Source organism: Patulibacter americanus DSM 16676 (genome assembly GCF_000420025.1).
GTDB classification, from domain to species: Bacteria; Actinomycetota; Thermoleophilia; order Solirubrobacterales; family Solirubrobacteraceae; genus Patulibacter; species Patulibacter americanus.
The window spans coordinates 51291-68496 of record NZ_ATUD01000004.1 but is presented as its reverse complement, the minus strand read 5'-3'; the positions used below and the strand labels follow the sequence as shown (position 1 = coordinate 68496).

The following is a 17206-nucleotide window of genomic DNA, read 5'->3' as shown; positions in this document are numbered from 1 at the left end:
CGGCCGCCTTCCGCGGCCCTCCGGGTCTATTGCGCGCTCTCGAGGTCCTTGCGCAGCGCCTTGGCCCGCCCGAGGTACACGTGCTGGGCCCGGTGGTCCTCGCCGGCGTAGTAGTAGTGCGCCATCACGCGGATGATCTGCGGCAGGGCGCCGGGGACGTCGATCTCAACGGCGCACATCAGGGGGACCTGGTCGAAGCCCATGTCCCGCGCGGCCGCGGCCGGGAAGGCGGCCTTCAGGTCCGGGGTCATCGTGAAGATGCAGGAGACGATGTCCTCCGGCCGCAGGGCATTGCGGTCGAGGAGCTCGTGCATGAGCTCCGTGGTGCGGGAGAGGATCTCCCCCGCCTCGTCGTGCTCGACGGAGATCGCTCCCCGGAGGGCGTGCAGCCGCATGCGCCGCATGATCGCAGGGGCCCGTCCGGGCGGACGGCCGACCGTGGACGGCGTAGGCGGACGAAGGTTCGACGATTCCCCCGCGCCGGACGTCCAGGGGGGATGCTGCGGCTCCGAGTCGAACGATCCCCCCACACATGGCTGCCGACCCCACGCCCCCCACGTCGGTCCGCGTCCTCATCGCCGACGACAGCGACATCTACCGTTCCGGGCTCGCCCGGGCAATACAGGCCTCCCCCGACCTCGAGCTCGTCGCCGCGGTCGGTGGCGGACTCGACGCCGTCTCCGCCTCGGCGGAGCTGGCCCCCCGGGTCGTCGTCCTGGACTACCGGATGCCCGACCTCGACGGCCTCGCCGCCGCCGTGCTCATCCAGCGCGCCGACCCCGATTGCCGCGTGCTCCTGCTCTCCGCCTTCGCGGAGGAGCTGACGGACCGCATGGCGGCCGACGGCGACGACGGGCCGCAGGCATACGACGCCGTCCTGGGCAAGGACACGTCGCGGCGGGCGATCCTCGACCGCGTGCGGGCGCTGGCGAAGCCGGCGGCCTGAGGGCGTCCGGGCGCGCCGCTCAGACGGTGCCGCCGGCCGGCGGCACCTCGAGGTGCGTCGCCACGGTGGCCGTCAGGCAGGAGTCGCCGTCGCCGGCGTCGGTCACGGTGACCTCGCCGCCGAGCAGGCGCGCGAGGCGGCGGGCGATCGGGAGGCCCATGCCGTGATCCTCTGCCGCCCCGGCCGACCCCGTCACGGAGGCCGGCGCCGCGTCGGGCCGGCGCACGTGGAACGCCATCCGCGCCCCGTCGTCGACGAGCTCGGCCGACACCCGGACCTGGCCCTCGCCCGCGGCGCCGAGGGCGTCGGCCACCAGGTTGCGCAGCACCTGACCCAGCCGCGGGGCGTCGGTGACGATGGGCGGCAGCCCGGCGCCGTCGGCGACGTGCAGCCGTCCGTCCGCCGCCCCCGCCGTCCGTCCCATCACGTCGCGCAGGCCGGCGAGCACGTCGGTGACCTCGACCGCCGCCGGGGCGGGCAGGACGCTGCCGGCGACCGCGCGGGCCGAGGCGATCCCGCGGTCGACGAGCTCGAGGGCCAGGCGGGCGAACGCGTCGACCTGGGCGATGTCGCCGCGCAACGCGGCGGGCAGGCCGTCCTCGAAGTCCAGGAGCACCTCGGCCACGCCGCGGATCGCGTATAGCGGCGTGCGGACCTCGTGGGCGAGCTCGGCGGACAGCCGCACGAGCTCGTCGGTGCGCGCGCCGACCGCGGACTCCAGGCGGTCGTTCTGCTCGCGCAGCCGGCGGTGCAGGTCGGCCGTCTCGAGCAGGTTGCCGACGCGCAGCGCGAGCTCGACGAGGTCGAACGGCTTCGTCACGAAGTCGCGGGCGCCGGCCGCGAGGGCCCGGTGCCGCGTCTCCGTCGTCAGGTCGGCGGTCAGGACGAGGACCGCCAGCTCGTGCGGTGCCGCCAGCAGCGGCGCGAGGCGCTCGAGCACCCCGTAGCCGTCGAGCTCCGGCATGCGCAGGTCGAGCAGCAGCAGGTCCGGTGGGTCCTCCAGGATGGCCGCGGTCGTCGCGACGGGGTCCGTCGAGGTGACGACGTCCTCGTAGCCGGCCCGGGTGAGCAGGCGCGAGAGCAGGAGGACGTTCGTGTCGTCGTCGTCGAGGACGACGATCCGCGGCTCCCGGGCACCCACCCGGATCCGTCGCAGCGGCACGCCGCCGTTCGCTCGCACGACCGGCGTCGTCGCCTCCCCCACCCCTGGTCCGCCGTCGGTCATAGTCCCCGCAGTATGCGGCGTGGCGACAGCGGGCAGGCCCCCGACCGGATCGAGGTCCACAGCTCGCTGTACCGCGCGCTGCTGGAGCACGCTCCCGGGCTGCGGCCCACGGCGGTATCGAAGGGCGCCCTCGTCGCGGCCAGCCACCTCATCGAGGGCCTCGTGGCCGAGGCGGACGCCCCGACCGTCCTCCTCTCCGGGTTCCAGCACCTCGGGCACTGGGCGGCGGAGCGCGACCGCTACCTGCGCCTGTCGGAGGACTCCGACGTCATCGCGGTCTTCGCGGGCGAGGAGCCGCCGCCCGAGTGGCAGACGGACCACGTCGGCGTGCGCCTGGCCGTCGGCAACCCGCTCGAGCAGGAGTGGTTCGTGCTCGCGATGGGGCCCTCCCTGGCGATCACGCTCTGCGGGCTCGACGGCGCGGCGCACCGCCGGACCCCCGAGGGCGGGGAGCCGCTGCCGGAGGCCGAGGCCGACCGGGTCTTCGACGTCGTCTGGAGCTTCGACCCGGACGTGGCGCAGGCGGCGGCCGACGTGGTCGTCGCCGCGATCCAGCGCGACGCCCCCGAGCGCGCCGACGACGTGCGTGCCCGGGTGGACCGCGCCCGGCCCACGCCGACGGTCACCGAGGTCGCGGCGTTCGCCGACCAGGCCACCGCCGGCCTGCTGGAGCGGCTGGAGCACCTGCACCGCCGGGAGCGGGCCGCGGACCGGCGGGCGAGCGGCGCGAAGACGGAGTTCCTCTCGCGCATGAGCCACGAGCTGCGCACGCCGCTGAACGCGATCCTGGGGTTCGCGCAGCTGCTCGAGGGCTCGGAGCTACCGCCGGAGGACGCCGACGGCGTCGCGCAGATCAGTCGCGCCGGGCGGCACCTCCTGACGCTCGTCGACGAGCTGCTCGACATCTCGCGCATCGAGTCGGGAGCCCTGCCCGTCGACCCGACGCCGGTCCCCGTCGAGGTCCTCGCCGCGGACGCCGTCGCGCTGGCCGCCCCCGGCGCGCGCGACCGCGGCATCGCGATCGACGTCGACATCCCCGACGGCCTGACCGTGCGGACGGACCGTCGCCACGCCGTCCAGGTGCTGCTGAACCTGCTGGCCAACGCGGTCAAGTACGACCGACCGGACGGCACCGTCACCCTCACGGCGCGCCGCGACGGCGGCTACGTGCGGATCGACGTGCGAGACACGGGCCCCGGCATCGCGGCCTCCGACCTGACGGAGATCTTCGCCCCGTTCACGCGACTGCGGTCCGCGCCGGCGGGCACGGAGGGCACGGGCCTCGGCCTGACGGTCTCGCGCACGCTGGCCGAGGCGCTCGGCGGCCGGCTCGACGTCGCCAGCACCCTTGGCGCAGGCAGCACCTTCACGCTCGTGCTGCCCGCCGCCGACCGCGGCGACGTGGCGGGCTGAGTCGCTCGCCCCGGGCCCACCGCGCCCGGCGAGGCGTGGGTCGCCCGGTCAGTCGCGGTCGGCGCCCGTGCGCACCGGCGCGGCGCGCAGCGCCTCGATCTCGCTGGCCTCGAGCAGCCGCCACTGCCCGGGACGCAGGCTGCCGACGTCGAGCGGGCCCAGCTTCACGCGCCGCAGCGAGACGACGGGGTGTCCCACGGCCTCGCACATGCGGCGAACCTGGCGCTTGCGACCTTCGCGGAGCGTGATCCGCAGCATGCGCTCGTTCATGCGCTCGACGCCGGCCGGCAGCGTCGGGCCATCGTCGAGCTGGACGCCGGAGCGCAGCGCGTCGACCGTGTCGTGGCCGACGGGGCCGCCGGCGACCTCGGCGATGTAGACCTTCTGGACCTCGTAGCGCGGATGGGTGAGCAGGTCGGCCAGCTCGCCGTCGTCCGTGAGCAGGATCAGCCCGGTCGTCTCCGCGTCGAGGCGGCCGACGGGGTAGAGCCGGCGGCCGTCGGCGGGGACGAGCTCGACGACGGTCTCGCGGCGGTGCGTGTCCTTCGCGGTGGAGACGACGCCCGCGGGCTTGTTCAGCGCGTAGACGACGGTGTCGGACACGGGCGTCACGCTGCGCCCGTCGACCCGGACGTCGTCGCCGGGCCCGACGTCGGTCGCGGGGTCGTGCACGACCTCGCCGTCGACGGTCACCCGCCCGTCGGCGACGATCTGCTCCGACGCGCGCCGCGACGCGACGCCGGCGTGGGCGAGGTACTTCTGCAGGCGCATGGCTCAGGCCTCGGGACGATCGGCGGCCCACACGACGGCGGCGGGCATGCCCTGGAGCATGGGGTCCTCGCCGTCGTGGGGCGGTTCCTGGAGGACCGTCGGCACCAGGCCGGCGGCGACGAAGCGCGCGACGTACTCGCCGAGCCCGTGGGCCCATTCGGGCACCTGCACCCGGATGCCGTCCGCGGTGGTCGTCCACGCGCGGGCGTGGAGGACGTCGGTGGCCAGCGGGTGCGGGTTCGAGACGACGAGCCGACCGCCGGGACGCAGCAGCCGCGCGAGCTCGGCGATCCCGACCAGCGTCGGCAGGTGGGAGAGCGTCAGACCGCAGACGACGATGTCGGCGCACGCGTCGGGGAGCGGCAGCGCACGCAGGTCGGCCTCGATCCACTCGAGCTCCGGGGCGCGCGAGCGGGCGACCTCGAGCATCGCGCGGGACGTGTCGATGCCGGTGACGCGGTGCCCCTGGGCGGCGAGCCACGTCGCGTGGCGCCCCGTCCCCGTGCCGACGTCGACCGCGACGCCGGGCGTGCGTCCCTGGAGCAGCTCGCGGACGACCGGCTCCTCGGCGCGGATCGACGCGTTGCGGCGCTCGTCGTAGGACGTCGCCCACGCCGCGTAGCCCTCCTGGACGGAGACCTCGGGCAGCACCCGGCTCGTCGCGTCGGACGGGTCGTTCAGCAGGTCGGTGATCGCGGAGCGGTGGCGGTGCACGCCGAGCGCGTCGCCCTTCACGCCCGCCCGCAGCAGCGCGAGGCCGTGCAGGCCGATCTGGTGGTCGTGCTCGTTCATGCCGCACGCAGGATGGCAGGCGGCCCCGTCCGTGCGGCCACGGCGGCCGTTCCGGGGCCGTCGGCGGGCGCCGTACGCCGCGACGACGGCGTGCGTCGATAGCCCGCGGACCCCTCCGCCCGGGGGGCTTTGCGTCCACGGGATCCCCGTAGAAAGCGGGCGTTCTCCGGTTCTTCACCCTTCAGAAACACCCGGGCGACAAGGGGCCGCCGTACACGCTGCGACGGTGCATCGCCGCGCGTCGGGCGACCGTCCGGCCGTGACGTATCCCCTCTGAAGAAGGACCCTCCGTGCCCCATCCGCACGCCTCGACCTCCGGGTCACCGCGGCGCCCCTCCGCGCGCCTGCGCCGCCTCGCTGCCGCCGTCGCGGCCACCGGCGGCCTGCTCGCCGCGGGCCCGCTGGCCGGCACCGCCTCGGCCGTTCCCGCCACCGGCGACGCGAAGCAGGTCTCGAGCTTCACGCTGGCCGTCCTGCCCGACACGCAGTTCTACTCCCGCTACGCGGCGCCGGGCGAGGGCAACCAGTTCGCGAAGTTCGGCACCAACCCGTTCGAGTCGCAGACCTCCTGGCTGACGAAGAACGCCAAGGAGCTCGACATCCCGTTCGTCGCGCACCTCGGCGACGTCGTCGACCGCGTGAACAAGCCCGAGGAGTGGACCGTCGCGGACAACGCGATGAAGACCCTGGAGTCCGCGGGCCTGCCCTACTCCGTCCTCGCCGGCAACCACGACGTGCGCAACACGTCGCTCAACGACGACCAGTACGACCTGCCCAACGAGCCGTACCGCAAGACGTTCACCGAGGTGCGTGCGAAGACCAACGCGACGTTCGGCGGGATGGACCCGACGGGCTTCAACACCTGGCACAAGTTCACCGCCGAGGGCCGCCAGTTCCTCGTCCTCGCGCTCTCCTGGAAGGCGTCCGACGCGACGCTGGCGTGGGCGAACAAGGTCATCGCCGACAACCCGACGATGCCGGTGATCCTGACCACCCACCAGCTCATCGACATCCAGAGCGACGGCGAGACGGCGAAGGAGACCGACTACGGCCTGCGCCTGTGGGACAAGCTGATCAAGAAGAACGACCAGATCTTCCTGACGTTCAACGGCCATTACCACGGCGCGTCGCGGCTGACGAAGAAGAACGACTTCGGCCACGACGTCCACGAGGTCGTCATCGACTACCAGATGGCCTACCAGGGCGGCAACGGCTACCTGGGCCTCTACGAGTTCGACTTCACGAACAAGCGCATCAACGCCGAGGGGCTCTCCCCGTGGGTGCGGACGAAGCCGACCGAGCTGCTCACGTCGTTCGATCAGGCGGTGCTGAAGGGCAAGCACCAGCAGTACGACATCCCGTTCGACTTCGACGAGCGCTTCAAGGGCTTCAACGCCGACTTCAGCAAGGCCGCGCCGCAGCCGAACGGCACCTCGCGCACGGAGCGCGCGAAGCAGATCGTCCTCGAGGGCTACCAGGAGCCCGAGGCCGGGACGAAGACCCCGCCGCAGACGCCCGAGGACTACCCGAAGGTCGACGGCACCCGCGTGCACTGGCGCGTCGGCGCACCGAGGGACGGCACGGTCGTCGCCCCCGGCGAGGGCATCCGCGACATCAGTGGCCGCGGCAACGACCTGACCCGCGCCGCGCTCAACGTCGACGGCGTGCAGGGCGCCGCGGCCGGCGACGTCGCGCTCACCACCGACCACGCTCCGCAGTCCGCGGACCAGGGCGCGATCTGCTTCAAGAACGCCGACCGGCGCACGAACCGGATGAGCTACCTCCAGACCGCGAAGGAGGCTCCGCTGAACGACGAGACGTTCTCGAACGGCTACACGATCGAGACGTTCATGAAGGTGTCGGCGGACTACACCAACGAGAAGAACCAGTGGATGGGCGCCCTCATCCGCGGCGGCCAGCGCGCCGACGTGCCGGGCGTCCCGACGAACGCCGGCGTCGAGATGGAGGCCGGGCCGTTCGTCATGGCGTTCTCCAACCTGCGCGAGCTGCAGTGGAGCGTCCTCGGCAGCACCCGCGGCGCGGGCGACACGACGAACTGGTCCGGCGAGCTGATGCCGGACAAGTGGATGCACATCGCCGCCGTCAACGACCCGAAGACGAAGACGACGACGCTCTACGTCGACGGCGCGCCCGTGCTGCGCAACGCGATCAACGCCCTCGGCATCGCGGCGATCGAGGACCTGCCGTGGATCATGGGGGCGGCCTCCTGGGAGGGCAAGCCCGCCGACGGCTTCAACGGCTGCCTCGGCGAGACCCGCATGGTCGACCGGCCGCTGCCGTCCTCGGAGTGGCTGACGGCCCGGGTCCTGCCGGTCCCGACGCCCGGCGACGGTGACGAGACGCCCGGCACGCCCGACCCGATCGGCCTGCCCGGCCCGATCGACACGCCCGGCCCGATCGCGGCCCCGAGCACGCCGCCGACCCCCGCCCCCGCTCCGGCCCCGACGAAGCTCGTCTCGATCGACGGCTCCGGTCCGCGCGTGCGCGGCACCGCCCGCGCCGGCCGCACCCTGCGCGCCGAGAACGGCTCCTGGTCCGTGAGCTTCGGCGTGGCGTTCCAGTACCAGTGGCTCCGTGACGGCCAGGCGATCGCGGGCGCCAACGCCGCGACGTACCGCGTGCGGGCGGCCGACGCCGGCCGCCGCATCTCGGTGCGCGTCATCGCCGCGGCCGGCGGCCAGACGGCCAGCGCCGAAGCCGGCGCCGGTGAGCGCGTCGCCCGCCAGCGGCCGACCGTCACGGTGAAGGCCCGCGTCGCGGGCCGTGGCCGGCTGGCCCTCACGTTCCGCGTGAAGGCCGCCGGCATCAGCCGCCCCGACGGTCGCCTGGCGGTCACCGTCGACGGTCGCACCGTGCGTCGCGCGCTGCCCGTGAAGGACGGCGTGGCCCGCCTGACGGTCTCCGGCGTCCGTGCCGGCAAGCACCGCGTCGCCGTCCGCTTCGCGGGCACCGACGCGATCGCCGCCCGCAGCGGCTCCGTCACGCTCCGCGTCCGCTAGGCGACGGGCCGCGGCCTCGGGAGGGCAGCCGCCCCTCGGGGGTCGCGGCCCTCCCGTCCCCCCCGGTCGGGGGAGGCGGATGGAACGCCCCGTGACGACCTGTCACGCGGTTCTCTGGTTATTCACCGGGCGGACACGAGCGGGCGACAAGGAGCCGCCGTACACGCTGCCAGCGTGCGTCGCCGCGCGCCGGACGACCGTCGGGCCGCCACGTTCCCCTCCGAAGAAGGACCTCTCCGTGCCCACACCGCACGCCCCCCTCCCTGGGTCAGACCGCCGCTCGCGCGCGGGTCTCGGCCGCCTCGCGGCCGCCGCCCTCGCGACCGGTGGCCTCCTCGCCGCCGGCCCGCTCGCCGGCACCGCCTCGGCCGTCCCCACGCCCACCGACGTGAAGGAGGTCTCGAGCTTCACGTTCGGCGTCCTGCCCGACACGCAGTTCTACTCGCGCTACGGCATCCCGGGCACCTCGAACCAGTTCGCGAAGTTCGGCTCCAACCCGTTCGAGTCGCAGACGTCCTGGCTGGCGAAGAACGCGCGGGAGCTCGACATCCCGTTCGTCGCCCATCTCGGCGATGTCGTCGACCGCGCCAGCGTGGCCGCGGAGTGGACCGTCGCGGACAGCGCGATGAAGAACCTCGAGAACGGGGCCATCCCGTACTCCGTCCTCCCCGGGAACCACGACCTGCGCAACTCGTCGGCGTACGACACCGACATCACGAAGGAGGCCGACGAGACGGCCGGCGCGGAGGAGCGCTACCGCAAGACGTTCACCCGGGCACGCGCCGCCGCGCAGACGGCCACCTTCAAGGCGATGGACCCCACGGGGTTCAACACCGCGCACACGTTCACCGCCGAGGGCCGCACGTTCCTCGTCCTCGCCCTCTCCTGGCGGTCCTCCGACGCCACGCTCCAGTGGGCGAACGACGTCATCAAGGCCAACCCGACGCTGCCGGTCATCCTCACGACCCACTCGCTCATCGCCGTCGAGGCCGACGCGGAGACCGCGCTCGTGACGGAGTACGGCCAGCGGGTGTGGGACAAGCTGATCAACGAGAACGATCAGATCTTCCTGACCCTGAACGGGCACTCCCACGGCGCCACGCGCCTGACGAAGAAGAACAAGTTCGGACACGACGTGCACCAGGTGCTCGTCGACTACCAGATGGCGTACCAGGGCGGCAACGGCTACCTGGGCCTCTACGAGTTCGACTTCACGAACAAGCGCATCAACGCCGAGGCCATCTCGCCCTGGGTCGTCACGAAGCCCAAGGAGCTCCTGACGCCCTTCGACCAGGCGGTGCTCAAGGGCAAGCACCAGCAGTACGGGATCCCGTTCGACTTCGACGCGCGCTTCAAGAGCTTCAACGCGAACTTCAGCGCAGCCGCCCCGCAGCCCAGCGGCACCTCGCGCACCGAGCGCGCCAAGGAGATCGTGCTGAACGGCTACACCGAGCCGTCGACGACGCCGCCGGCGAAGGCGCAGAACCGCGAGGACTACCCGAAGGTCGACGGCACCGTGGCGCACTGGCGCCCGGGCTCGGCCGAGTCCGCACCGAACGGCGTGCTTCCCGAGGGCGCCGCCATGCCGGACGTCACCGGCAAGAACGACCTGCGCCGGGTGCCGATCGCGACCTCCGGTTCCACCACCGCCGAGATCGGCGACGTGACGATCCAGCGCAACGACCTGCCGGGCTTCTCGTCCGACGACGCCGCGATCTGCTTCAAGAACAGCGACAACACGAAGGGCCGGTTCAGCTACCTCTCGACGGCCGCGAACGCCCCGGCGAACGATGTCGAGCTGGAGGACGGCTACACCATCGAGACGTTCGTCAAGATGGACAAGAGCTGGACCGCCGACGCGAACCAGTGGAGCAAGATCCTGACGCGCTCCGGCAACCGCTCGAAGATCCCGGGCACGCCGAAGAGCGACTGGTCGTACTACGTCTCGCCGGCCGTCCTCGGCATCTCGAACCTGCGCGAGTTCCAGTTCTCCGTCCTGCCCGGCGAGGCGACGAAGGACGACCGGGTCGCGTGGTCCGGCGAGATCATGGTCGACAGCTGGTCGCACGTGGCGATCGTCAACAAGGACGGCGTCATCACGATGTCCGTCGACGGCGCCCCGGTCCTGCGCAACCGGGACGACGCGAAGGGCATGAGCTTCAACAAGGGCATGTCGTGGCTCCTCGGCGCCAACTGGGAGAACGACAAGGCCGGCGCGGGCTGGAACGGCTGCATCGGCGAGACCCGCATCGTCGACCACGCCCTCGAGTCCTCGCAGTGGCTGACCGCCCGCGTCCAGGCCCCGCCGACGCCCGGCACGCCGGAGACCCCCGGCACGCCTGAGACGCCCGGTCCGATCGTGACGCCGCCCGGCACGGGCACGCCCGTCCCGCCCGTCGCGACCCCCGCCCCGACGAAGCTCGTCTCCGTCGACGGCTCCGGCCCGCGCGTGCGTGGCACCGCCCGCGTCGGCCGCACCCTGCGCGCCGAGGCCGGCTCCTGGTCGATCTCCACCGGCGTCGCGTTCCAGTACCAGTGGCTCCGTGACGGTCAGCCCATCGCCGGCGCCACCGGGGCCACGCACCGCCTGGGCTCCGCCGACGCCGGTCGCCGCATCTCGGTGCGCGTGGCCGCCGCCGCGGCCGGCCAGACGGCGACCGCCGCCTCCCGCACCGCCGTGCGCGTCGCGCGTCTGCGCCCGACGGTCTCGGTCAAGGCCCGCGTCGCGGGCCGCGCCCGCCTCGCCCTCACGTTCCGCGTGAAGGCCGCCGGCATCAGCCGCCCCGACGGCAAGATGGCGGTCTCGGTCGACGGCCGCAAGGTCCGTCGCGCGCTGGCCGTGAAGGACGGCGTGGCCCGCTTGACGGTCTCCGGCGTCCGCGCCGGCAAGCACCGCGTCGCCGTCCGCTTCGCGGGCACCGACGCGATCGCCGCTCGCAGCGGCTCCGTCACGCTCCGCGTGCGCTGAGCGCCTGATCCCCCGCCCGTCCCGTGCGCCCCGTGCGCGCGGGACGGGCGGTCGGCCGCTTTCGCGACCTCCCAACCGGAGCAGCCGCACCCAGCCGGTTCCCCGGCCTGCCATCATCGGGGAGTGGATCTGAATCTCCTCCGTAGCACGCTCGAGGAGCTCGGGCAGCCCCGCTTCCGCTTCGACCAGGTCTGGAAGTGGACCGCCGAGGGCGCCCAGGGCTACCACGAGATGTCGAATCTCCCCGCCTCGCTGCGCGCGCAGCTCGAGGAGCGGGTCCCGTTCTCGACGCTCACCGAGGTCACGCGGGCCGAGGCCTCCGACGGCACGGTCAAGCTGCTGTTGAACACGAAGGACGGCCGTCCGATCGAGACCGTCCTCATGCGCTACAAGGACGGCCGGCGCTCCATCTGCGTCTCCTCCCAGTCCGGCTGCCCGCTGACGTGCACGTTCTGCGCGACGGGCGCGATGAAGTTCGGGCGCAACCTCACGGCCTGGGAGATCCTCGACCAGGCGCTCCACCTGCGCCGCATCGACGAGCTCGACCACTGCGTCTTCATGGGCATGGGCGAGCCGATGATGAACCTCGACAACGTGCTCGAGGTCTGCCGCCGCCTGCCCGACGTCGGCATCACGCACCGACGCACCGGCATCTCCACCGTCGGCTGGGTCCCCGGGATCGACAAGCTCACGGAGAGCGACGTCCCCGTCCGCCTCGCCTGGTCGCTGCACTCGGCCGAGGACGCCCTGCGCAGCGACATCATGCCGGTCAACGACCGCTACTCCCTGCAGGACGTGAAGGCCGCCTGCGACCGCTTCTACGAGAAGCGCCGCAAGATGATCTTCGTCGAATACATCATGCTCGGCGGGGTCAACGACTCCGTGGCGCAGGCGAAGCAGCTCGCCGACCTGCTCGAGCCGTGGAAGTACAAGATCAACCTGATCCCGTACAACCCGACCGACTCCGTCTACGACGGCTCGGAGCGCGGCGCGATGGAGGCCTTCCGGCAGACGCTGGAGGACGAGGGCTTCAACGCCACGATCCGCCTGATCCGCGGCCGCGACATCGACGCCGCCTGCGGCCAGCTCGCCGCGAAGGCCGCGGCGTAACGCCGCACGCGTCGCACCGCGGTTCACGCCGTGGCGACCGGCCCCCCGGGCCCACCGGCTAGGGTCGGGTCATGGCACAGCGCTTGACCGGAACGACGGCCCTCGTGACGGGCGCCAGCTCGGGGATCGGCGAGGCGACGGCTCTCGCCCTCGCCGTGGAGGGCGCCGCCGTGAGCCTCGTCGCCCGCCGGGGCGACCGCCTCGAGGCCCTCGCGGAGCGGATCCGCGGCGCCGGCGCCCGCGCGCTCGTCGTCGAGGCCGACGTGACCGACCGCGACGCCGCGATCGGCGCCGTCGAGCGGACCGTGGGGGAGTTCGGCCGGCTCGACACCGTCATCAACAACGCCGGCGTGATGCTGCTCGGGCCCGTGGAGGACGCGCCCGTCGACGAGTGGGACCGGATGCTCGCGATCAACGTGCAGGGCCTCATGTACGTGGCCCACGCCGCGCTCCCCCACCTGCTGAAGGCCGCCGCCCACGACCCCCGCGGCGTCGCCGACCTCGTCAACGTCTCGTCCCTCGCCGGCCGCATCGCCCGCAACGGCTCGGCCGTCTACAACGCCACGAAGCACGCCGTCGGCGCGTTCTCCGAGGGCCTGCGCCAGGAGGTGACCCAGCGCCACGTGCGGGTCTCCCTGATGGAGCCGGGCGCCGTCGAGACCGAGCTCATCAGCCACAACCGCGACGAGATCCGTCCGACGGTGGACAGCCGCTTCGAGGGCGTGGAGAAGCTGCGCGCGGAGGACATCGCCGACGCGATCTCCTACATCGTCACGCGCCCCCGCCACGTGGCGATCAACGAGGTCCTCGTCCGCCCCACCGAGCAGCAGAGTTAGCCCACGGCGCGGAGGTAGGCGAGGACCGCCAGGACCCGGCGGTGGTCGCCCTGCGAGGCGGGGAGGCCGAGCTTCGCGAAGATGCTCGTCACGTGCTTCTCGACCGCGCCGCCGGTGACGACGAGGGCCTCGGCAATGCCGGCGTTCGTGCGGCCCTCGGCCATCAGCTCGAGCACCTCGCGCTCCCGCGGCGTCAGGCCGTCCAAGGCCGAGTTGCCGCGGCCGTGGTCACGCACCAGCTCCGCCACGACCTCGCGGTCCAGCGCGGTGCCGCCGTCCGCGACGCGCCGCACGGCGTCCATGAACGCGCGGACGTCCCCGACGCGCTCCTTCAGCAGGTAGCCGACGCCGCCTCCCCCGCCCGAGGCCAACAGCTCCGCGGTGTAGACCGGCTCGACGTAGGCCGAGAGCACGAGCACCGCCAGGGTGGGGTGCTCCGCGCGGGCGGCGATCGCGGCGCGCACACCCTCGTCCGTGAACGTCGGCGGCAGGCGCACGTCGACGATCGCCAGGTCCGGTTGGTGCCCGCGCACGATGCGCAGCAGGCCCTCGGCGTCCTCCGCGTGCGCGACGACCTCGACGTCGTGCTCGCGCAGCAGCGAGATCAGGCCCTCCCGCAGGAGCGCGTGGTCCTCGACGATCACGGCACGCACGGCAGCTCCGCCCGGACGAGGGTCCCGGTCGCGGGGACGTCGCGCACGACGAGCGTGCCGTCCAGCGCCTCGACGCGGTGGCGCAGGCCGGTGAGGCCGGAGCCCGAGGCGTCCGCGCCTCCCCCGCCCTCGTCGAGCACCTCGACGATCAGGCGGTGCTCCGCCGTGGTCAGCGCCACGCTCACGGGCGCACCGGGCACGTGCTTGGCCGCGTTGGCCAGCGCCTCGGCGACCACGAAGTAGGCGGCCGACTCCACGACGGGCGCCGGCCGGTCGTCGAGCCTGGCGCTCACCGTCACGGGCGAGCCCGAGCGCCGGCCGAGCGCCTCGGCGGCCGCCGCCAGGCCCCGGTCGGCGAGCACGGGCGGGGCGATGCCGCGGGCCAGGTCGCGCAGCTCGGCGATCGCGGCCGTCGCCTCCTCGCGCGCACCCCGGACGAGGTCGCGCGTGACGGGGTCGCCGGCGTCGTCGAGCCGCGCCTCGGCGCGGCCCAGCCGCATCGCCAGCGCCACGAGCCGCACCTGCGCGCCGTCGTGGAGGTCGCGTTCGATCCGCCGCAGCTGCTGGGCCTGGACGTCGAGCGCGCCGCTGCGGGTGCGGGTCAGCACGTCGACCCGCGCCTCGAGCGCGGCCTGGGCCCGGACCCACGGCAGCCGACGGCGGTGGACGATCGCGGCCAGCGTCGCCGCGATCGCCGCGATCGCCAGCAGCGGCCACGCCGGCCAGAACGGCCCCTGCCCGCCGAGCAGCCAGACCACGGGCTGGATTGCCGCCACGATTGCCAGGGCGCCGAGGGCCACGCGGTAGTCGCGGCGGCCGCCGGCGGGCGCCCGCACCGCGTACCGCACCAGCACGTGGACCGCCAGCAGCGCGACGAGCCCGAGCCACGCCCAACCGGCCCAGAACTCCGCGGATCCGGTGAGCACCCAGACCACGGTGACCACGCAGCCCGCGACCGCGGAGAACGCGACCTGCAGGCCGAGGACGGTGTCGGGCTCCTCGGCCGGGTCGTGGGGGTGCTCAGCGTGCATCGGCGTCCGTCGGGCCCGCCGCGACGGCGGGGACCGGGGCCGCATCGTCCCACGCCACGGGCGCGCGACGCCGATCCCCGCGGTCACGCCGGGCGCGCGGCAGCCGGAACGCGCGCTCGCCGAGCAGGGTCACTGCCGCGGGGAGGGCGACGCCGCGGACGATCGTGGCGTCGACGAAGATCGCCACGGACAGGCCGACGCCGAGCTGCTTGAGCTCGAGCAGGCCCAGGGTGGCGAAGATCGCGAACACGGCGACCATCACCACCGCGGCGCTCGTGACGGTGCCCGCGGTGGCGGCGATGCCCTCCGCTGCCGCCTCGCGCGGCGAGCGCCCCGCGATCCGCGCCTCCCGCATCCGCTCGAGCACGAGCACGCTGTAGTCCATCGAGAGCCCGAACAGGATCACGAAGGCCACGAGCGGGAACCAGGCGACGATGCTGCCGGAGGACGTGAACCCGAGCAGCCCCTCGGCCCAGGTGCCCTGGAACACCGCGACGACCGCCCCGTAGGCGGCGCCGACGGAGAGCAGGTTCAGCCCGACGACGGCGCCCGCGAGCCGCGGCGAGCGGAACACGGCGAGCAGCAGCAGGAACGCCAGGCCGAGCACGAACCCGAGGACCAGCGGGAGCTTGGCGGCGAGGACGGCGTTGAAGTCGGCGCTCTCCGCCGCGGTACCGGTCACGAGCGCGCGGGCGCCGGGGACGACCGTCGCCGCGGTCGGCGCGACGTCGTCGCGGAGCCGGCGCAGCGTCGCGTCGGCGGCGTCGTGCCCGCGGTCGGGCATCGGGGCGGAGACGAGCGCGGTGCGCCCGTCCCGGGCCACCCGCACGTCGACCGGACCGCGGCCGCCGGTGGCGCGCGCGGCCCGGGTGCCCAGCGCCGCGAGGCGCGCGGTCGCGCCGGCGCCGTCCAGCCCGGTGCCCGTGACCACGATGCGCGCGTCGTCGGGCGCGCCGGGGAAGGCGCGCTCGATGGCGACCTGGGCGGCGACGGTGGGCCGGTCCTGCGGGAGCCAGTCGATGCCGCTCTCGGCCGTGCGCATGTTCAGGGCCGGGGCGGCGATCGCGAGCAGGACGGCGGTGGACGCGATCAGCGCGACGGCGGGGCGACGCGTGACCGCGCCGGCCATCCGGCCCCACACCGTCGGCCGGGCCGCGGCGCCCGCGGCGGCCGCGGCGGCCCGGCGACGGTCGCGGCGGCGGGCGACGAACGGCAGGCGGCCGCGGTCGACGCGGTCGCCCAGCAGGGCGAGCGTCGCGGGCAGGACGGTCAGGGAGCCCAGGAGCGCGATGGCGACGACGAGGATCGTGCCGACGGCCATCGAGGTGAAGGCCGGGATGCCCGTCAGCAGCAGGCCCGCGAGGGCGACCATCACGGTGACGCCGGAGACGAGGATCGCCCGGCCGACGGACGACGAGGCGGCCCGCAGCGCAGCCTCGGGGCCGCGGCCGGCCCGGCGCTCCTCGCGCTCGCGGCGGACGTAGAAGAGGGAGTAGTCGACCCCGACGGCGAGCCCGATGAGCACGACGAGCGACCCCGTCGTGTCGCCGCTGGGCACGAGCTGCGAGACGGCCCCGAGCGCGCCCATGGCCGCCGCGACCGCGGTCACGCCGAGCAGCAGGGGCACGGAGGCCGCGACGAGGGCCCCGAACGCGACCACGAGGATGACGAGGGTCAGGGGGAGCGAGATGAGCTCGGCCCGCTTGAGGTCGGCCGCCACGACGGCGTCGATCTCGCGGTCGAGACTTCCGGACCCGGCCTGCTGGAGGCGCGCGCCGGGGTGGTCGCGGGCCACCGCGCCCACCGCCGCCTGCACCGGCTCGACCCGCTCCTTCGCCGTGGCCGGGTCGCCGCGCATCGTGACCTGGACGAGCGCGACGCGCCCGCCGTCCGTCGTGAGCGCCGCGGCGCGGCGGCCGCTGTCGAACGGTCCCTCGATCGCCCCCACGCCCCGCACGGTGTCGAGGCGATCACGCAGGTCGCGGGCGACCGCGGTCGTCGTCGCGGCGTCGCCCGTGCGAATCAGCACCGTCTCGGACGCGGGGGTACGGAGGTCGGAGCCGGCCAGCCGGGTGTTCGCCCGGCCGGACTCGCCGATGCCCTGCTCCGCCGCCGTGAGGCTGCGGGTGCCGGTCATCGCGCCGCCGACGATGCAGGCGACGACGAGCAGGAGCCAGAGGGCGACGACGCGCTTGGGCCGCCGGGCGGAGGCCCCCGAGACGGCGGCGACCGCGCGGGCGATCCCCCGCGGCGCGGGCTCGGCGGACGGCGTTGGCGGGGCGGCCGGGGGACGGGTGCGGCGGGAGCGGTTCATGGGTCCCAGCCTGCTGCGCGGCGGGCCGCCGAACCATGGGGCCCCACGCCGTGCCCGGGGCCGGGCGCCCCCGGCCCGGGCGGGGGTTGTCCCCACCCCCGGGCTGCCCCCGGACGTGGCGTCCCCC

At 74.2% G+C, this 17206-nt stretch carries 13 protein-coding genes; 6 read left to right on the top strand and 7 right to left on the bottom strand.

Annotated features, from left to right (window positions below; genetic code table 11):
- Nucleotides 1–26: 26 nt before the first annotated feature.
- Nucleotides 27–395, bottom strand: a complete 369-nt coding sequence (aroH, locus tag F593_RS0108695; protein ID WP_022928369.1) for a chorismate mutase — start codon at nt 393–395, stop codon at nt 27–29.
- Nucleotides 396–532: 137 nt separating this feature from the next.
- On the opposite strand from aroH, the gene F593_RS23675 reads away from it, so the two are divergent.
- The gene (locus tag F593_RS23675) at nt 533–946 is read left to right on the top strand and encodes a response regulator (RefSeq protein ID WP_051160475.1); all 414 of its coding nucleotides are present in this window, start codon (nt 533–535) and stop codon (nt 944–946) included.
- 19 nt (nt 947–965) lie between these two features.
- On the opposite strand, the gene F593_RS29235 is transcribed toward F593_RS23675, so the two are convergent.
- Entirely contained in the window at nt 966–2171 is a 1206-nt protein-coding gene (locus F593_RS29235) for a hybrid sensor histidine kinase/response regulator (RefSeq protein WP_084629757.1), read from the bottom strand.
- Nucleotides 2172–2183: 12 nt separating this feature from the next.
- On the opposite strand from F593_RS29235, the gene F593_RS28025 reads away from it, so the two are divergent.
- Entirely contained in the window at nt 2184–3584 is a 1401-nt protein-coding gene (locus tag F593_RS28025; RefSeq protein WP_022928367.1) for an ATP-binding protein, read from the top strand.
- A gap of 48 nt (nt 3585–3632) precedes the next feature.
- Here F593_RS28025 and F593_RS0108675 read toward each other — a convergent pair whose 3' ends face one another.
- Complete coding sequence (locus tag F593_RS0108675; RefSeq protein WP_022928366.1) at nt 3633–4355, bottom strand: pseudouridine synthase; 723 nt, start codon at nt 4353–4355, stop codon at nt 3633–3635.
- Between the two features lie 3 nt (nt 4356–4358).
- A complete protein-coding gene (locus tag F593_RS23660) occupies nt 4359–5147 on the bottom strand; it encodes a class I SAM-dependent methyltransferase (RefSeq protein ID WP_022928365.1) in 789 nt (262 codons plus the stop codon).
- 290 nt (nt 5148–5437) lie between these two features.
- Here F593_RS23660 and F593_RS23655 point away from each other — a divergent pair, with 290 nt between their 5' ends.
- The 4 genes from F593_RS23655 (at nt 5438) to F593_RS0108650 (ending at nt 13081) form a co-directional block, all read left to right on the top strand.
- Nucleotides 5438–8167, top strand: a complete 2730-nt coding sequence (locus tag F593_RS23655) for a LamG-like jellyroll fold domain-containing protein (RefSeq protein ID WP_022928364.1) — start codon at nt 5438–5440, stop codon at nt 8165–8167.
- Between the two features lie 238 nt (nt 8168–8405).
- Nucleotides 8406–11135 (top strand): LamG-like jellyroll fold domain-containing protein, encoded by a 2730-nt coding sequence (locus F593_RS23650; RefSeq protein ID WP_022928363.1) that lies wholly within the window; start codon nt 8406–8408, stop codon nt 11133–11135.
- 123 nt (nt 11136–11258) lie between these two features.
- Nucleotides 11259–12245, top strand: a complete 987-nt coding sequence (gene rlmN / locus F593_RS0108655; RefSeq protein WP_022928362.1) for a dual-specificity RNA methyltransferase RlmN — start codon at nt 11259–11261, stop codon at nt 12243–12245.
- 71 nt (nt 12246–12316) lie between these two features.
- Nucleotides 12317–13081, top strand: a complete 765-nt coding sequence (locus F593_RS0108650) for an SDR family NAD(P)-dependent oxidoreductase (protein ID WP_022928361.1) — start codon at nt 12317–12319, stop codon at nt 13079–13081.
- On the opposite strand, the gene F593_RS0108645 is transcribed toward F593_RS0108650, so the two are convergent.
- From F593_RS0108645 to F593_RS23640, 3 genes are read right to left on the bottom strand one after another with little or no spacing between them, the layout of a single operon-like run.
- On the bottom strand, nt 13078–13734 hold the full coding sequence (locus tag F593_RS0108645; protein ID WP_022928360.1) for a response regulator: 657 nt from the start codon (nt 13732–13734) through the stop codon (nt 13078–13080). The two genes, F593_RS0108650 and F593_RS0108645, sit on opposite strands and share 4 nt — an antisense overlap.
- Nucleotides 13722–14765, bottom strand: a complete 1044-nt coding sequence (locus F593_RS23645; RefSeq protein ID WP_051160483.1) for a sensor histidine kinase — start codon at nt 14763–14765, stop codon at nt 13722–13724. The genes F593_RS0108645 and F593_RS23645 overlap by 13 nt, the downstream gene beginning before the upstream one ends.
- Nucleotides 14755–17079: an MMPL family transporter gene (locus F593_RS23640; protein WP_022928358.1), complete on the bottom strand. Its 2325-nt coding sequence runs from the start codon at nt 17077–17079 to the stop codon at nt 14755–14757. The genes F593_RS23645 and F593_RS23640 overlap by 11 nt, the downstream gene beginning before the upstream one ends.
- Between the last annotated feature and the right edge of the window lie 127 nt (nt 17080–17206).

Coding starts and splice junctions, on each gene's coding strand:
- aroH (WP_022928369.1), bottom strand. CDS start 395: ATGCGGCTGCACGCCCTCCGGGGAGCGATCTCCGTCGAGCACGACGAG.
- F593_RS23675 (WP_051160475.1), top strand. CDS start 533: ATGGCTGCCGACCCCACGCCCCCCACGTCGGTCCGCGTCCTCATCGCC.
- F593_RS29235 (WP_084629757.1), bottom strand. CDS start 2,171: ATGACCGACGGCGGACCAGGGGTGGGGGAGGCGACGACGCCGGTCGTG.
- F593_RS28025 (WP_022928367.1), top strand. CDS start 2,184: ATGCGGCGTGGCGACAGCGGGCAGGCCCCCGACCGGATCGAGGTCCAC.
- F593_RS0108675 (WP_022928366.1), bottom strand. CDS start 4,355: ATGCGCCTGCAGAAGTACCTCGCCCACGCCGGCGTCGCGTCGCGGCGC.
- F593_RS23660 (WP_022928365.1), bottom strand. CDS start 5,147: ATGAACGAGCACGACCACCAGATCGGCCTGCACGGCCTCGCGCTGCTG.
- F593_RS0108650 (WP_022928361.1), top strand. CDS start 12,317: ATGGCACAGCGCTTGACCGGAACGACGGCCCTCGTGACGGGCGCCAGC.
- F593_RS23645 (WP_051160483.1), bottom strand. CDS start 14,765: ATGCACGCTGAGCACCCCCACGACCCGGCCGAGGAGCCCGACACCGTC.
- F593_RS23640 (WP_022928358.1), bottom strand. CDS start 17,079: ATGAACCGCTCCCGCCGCACCCGTCCCCCGGCCGCCCCGCCAACGCCG.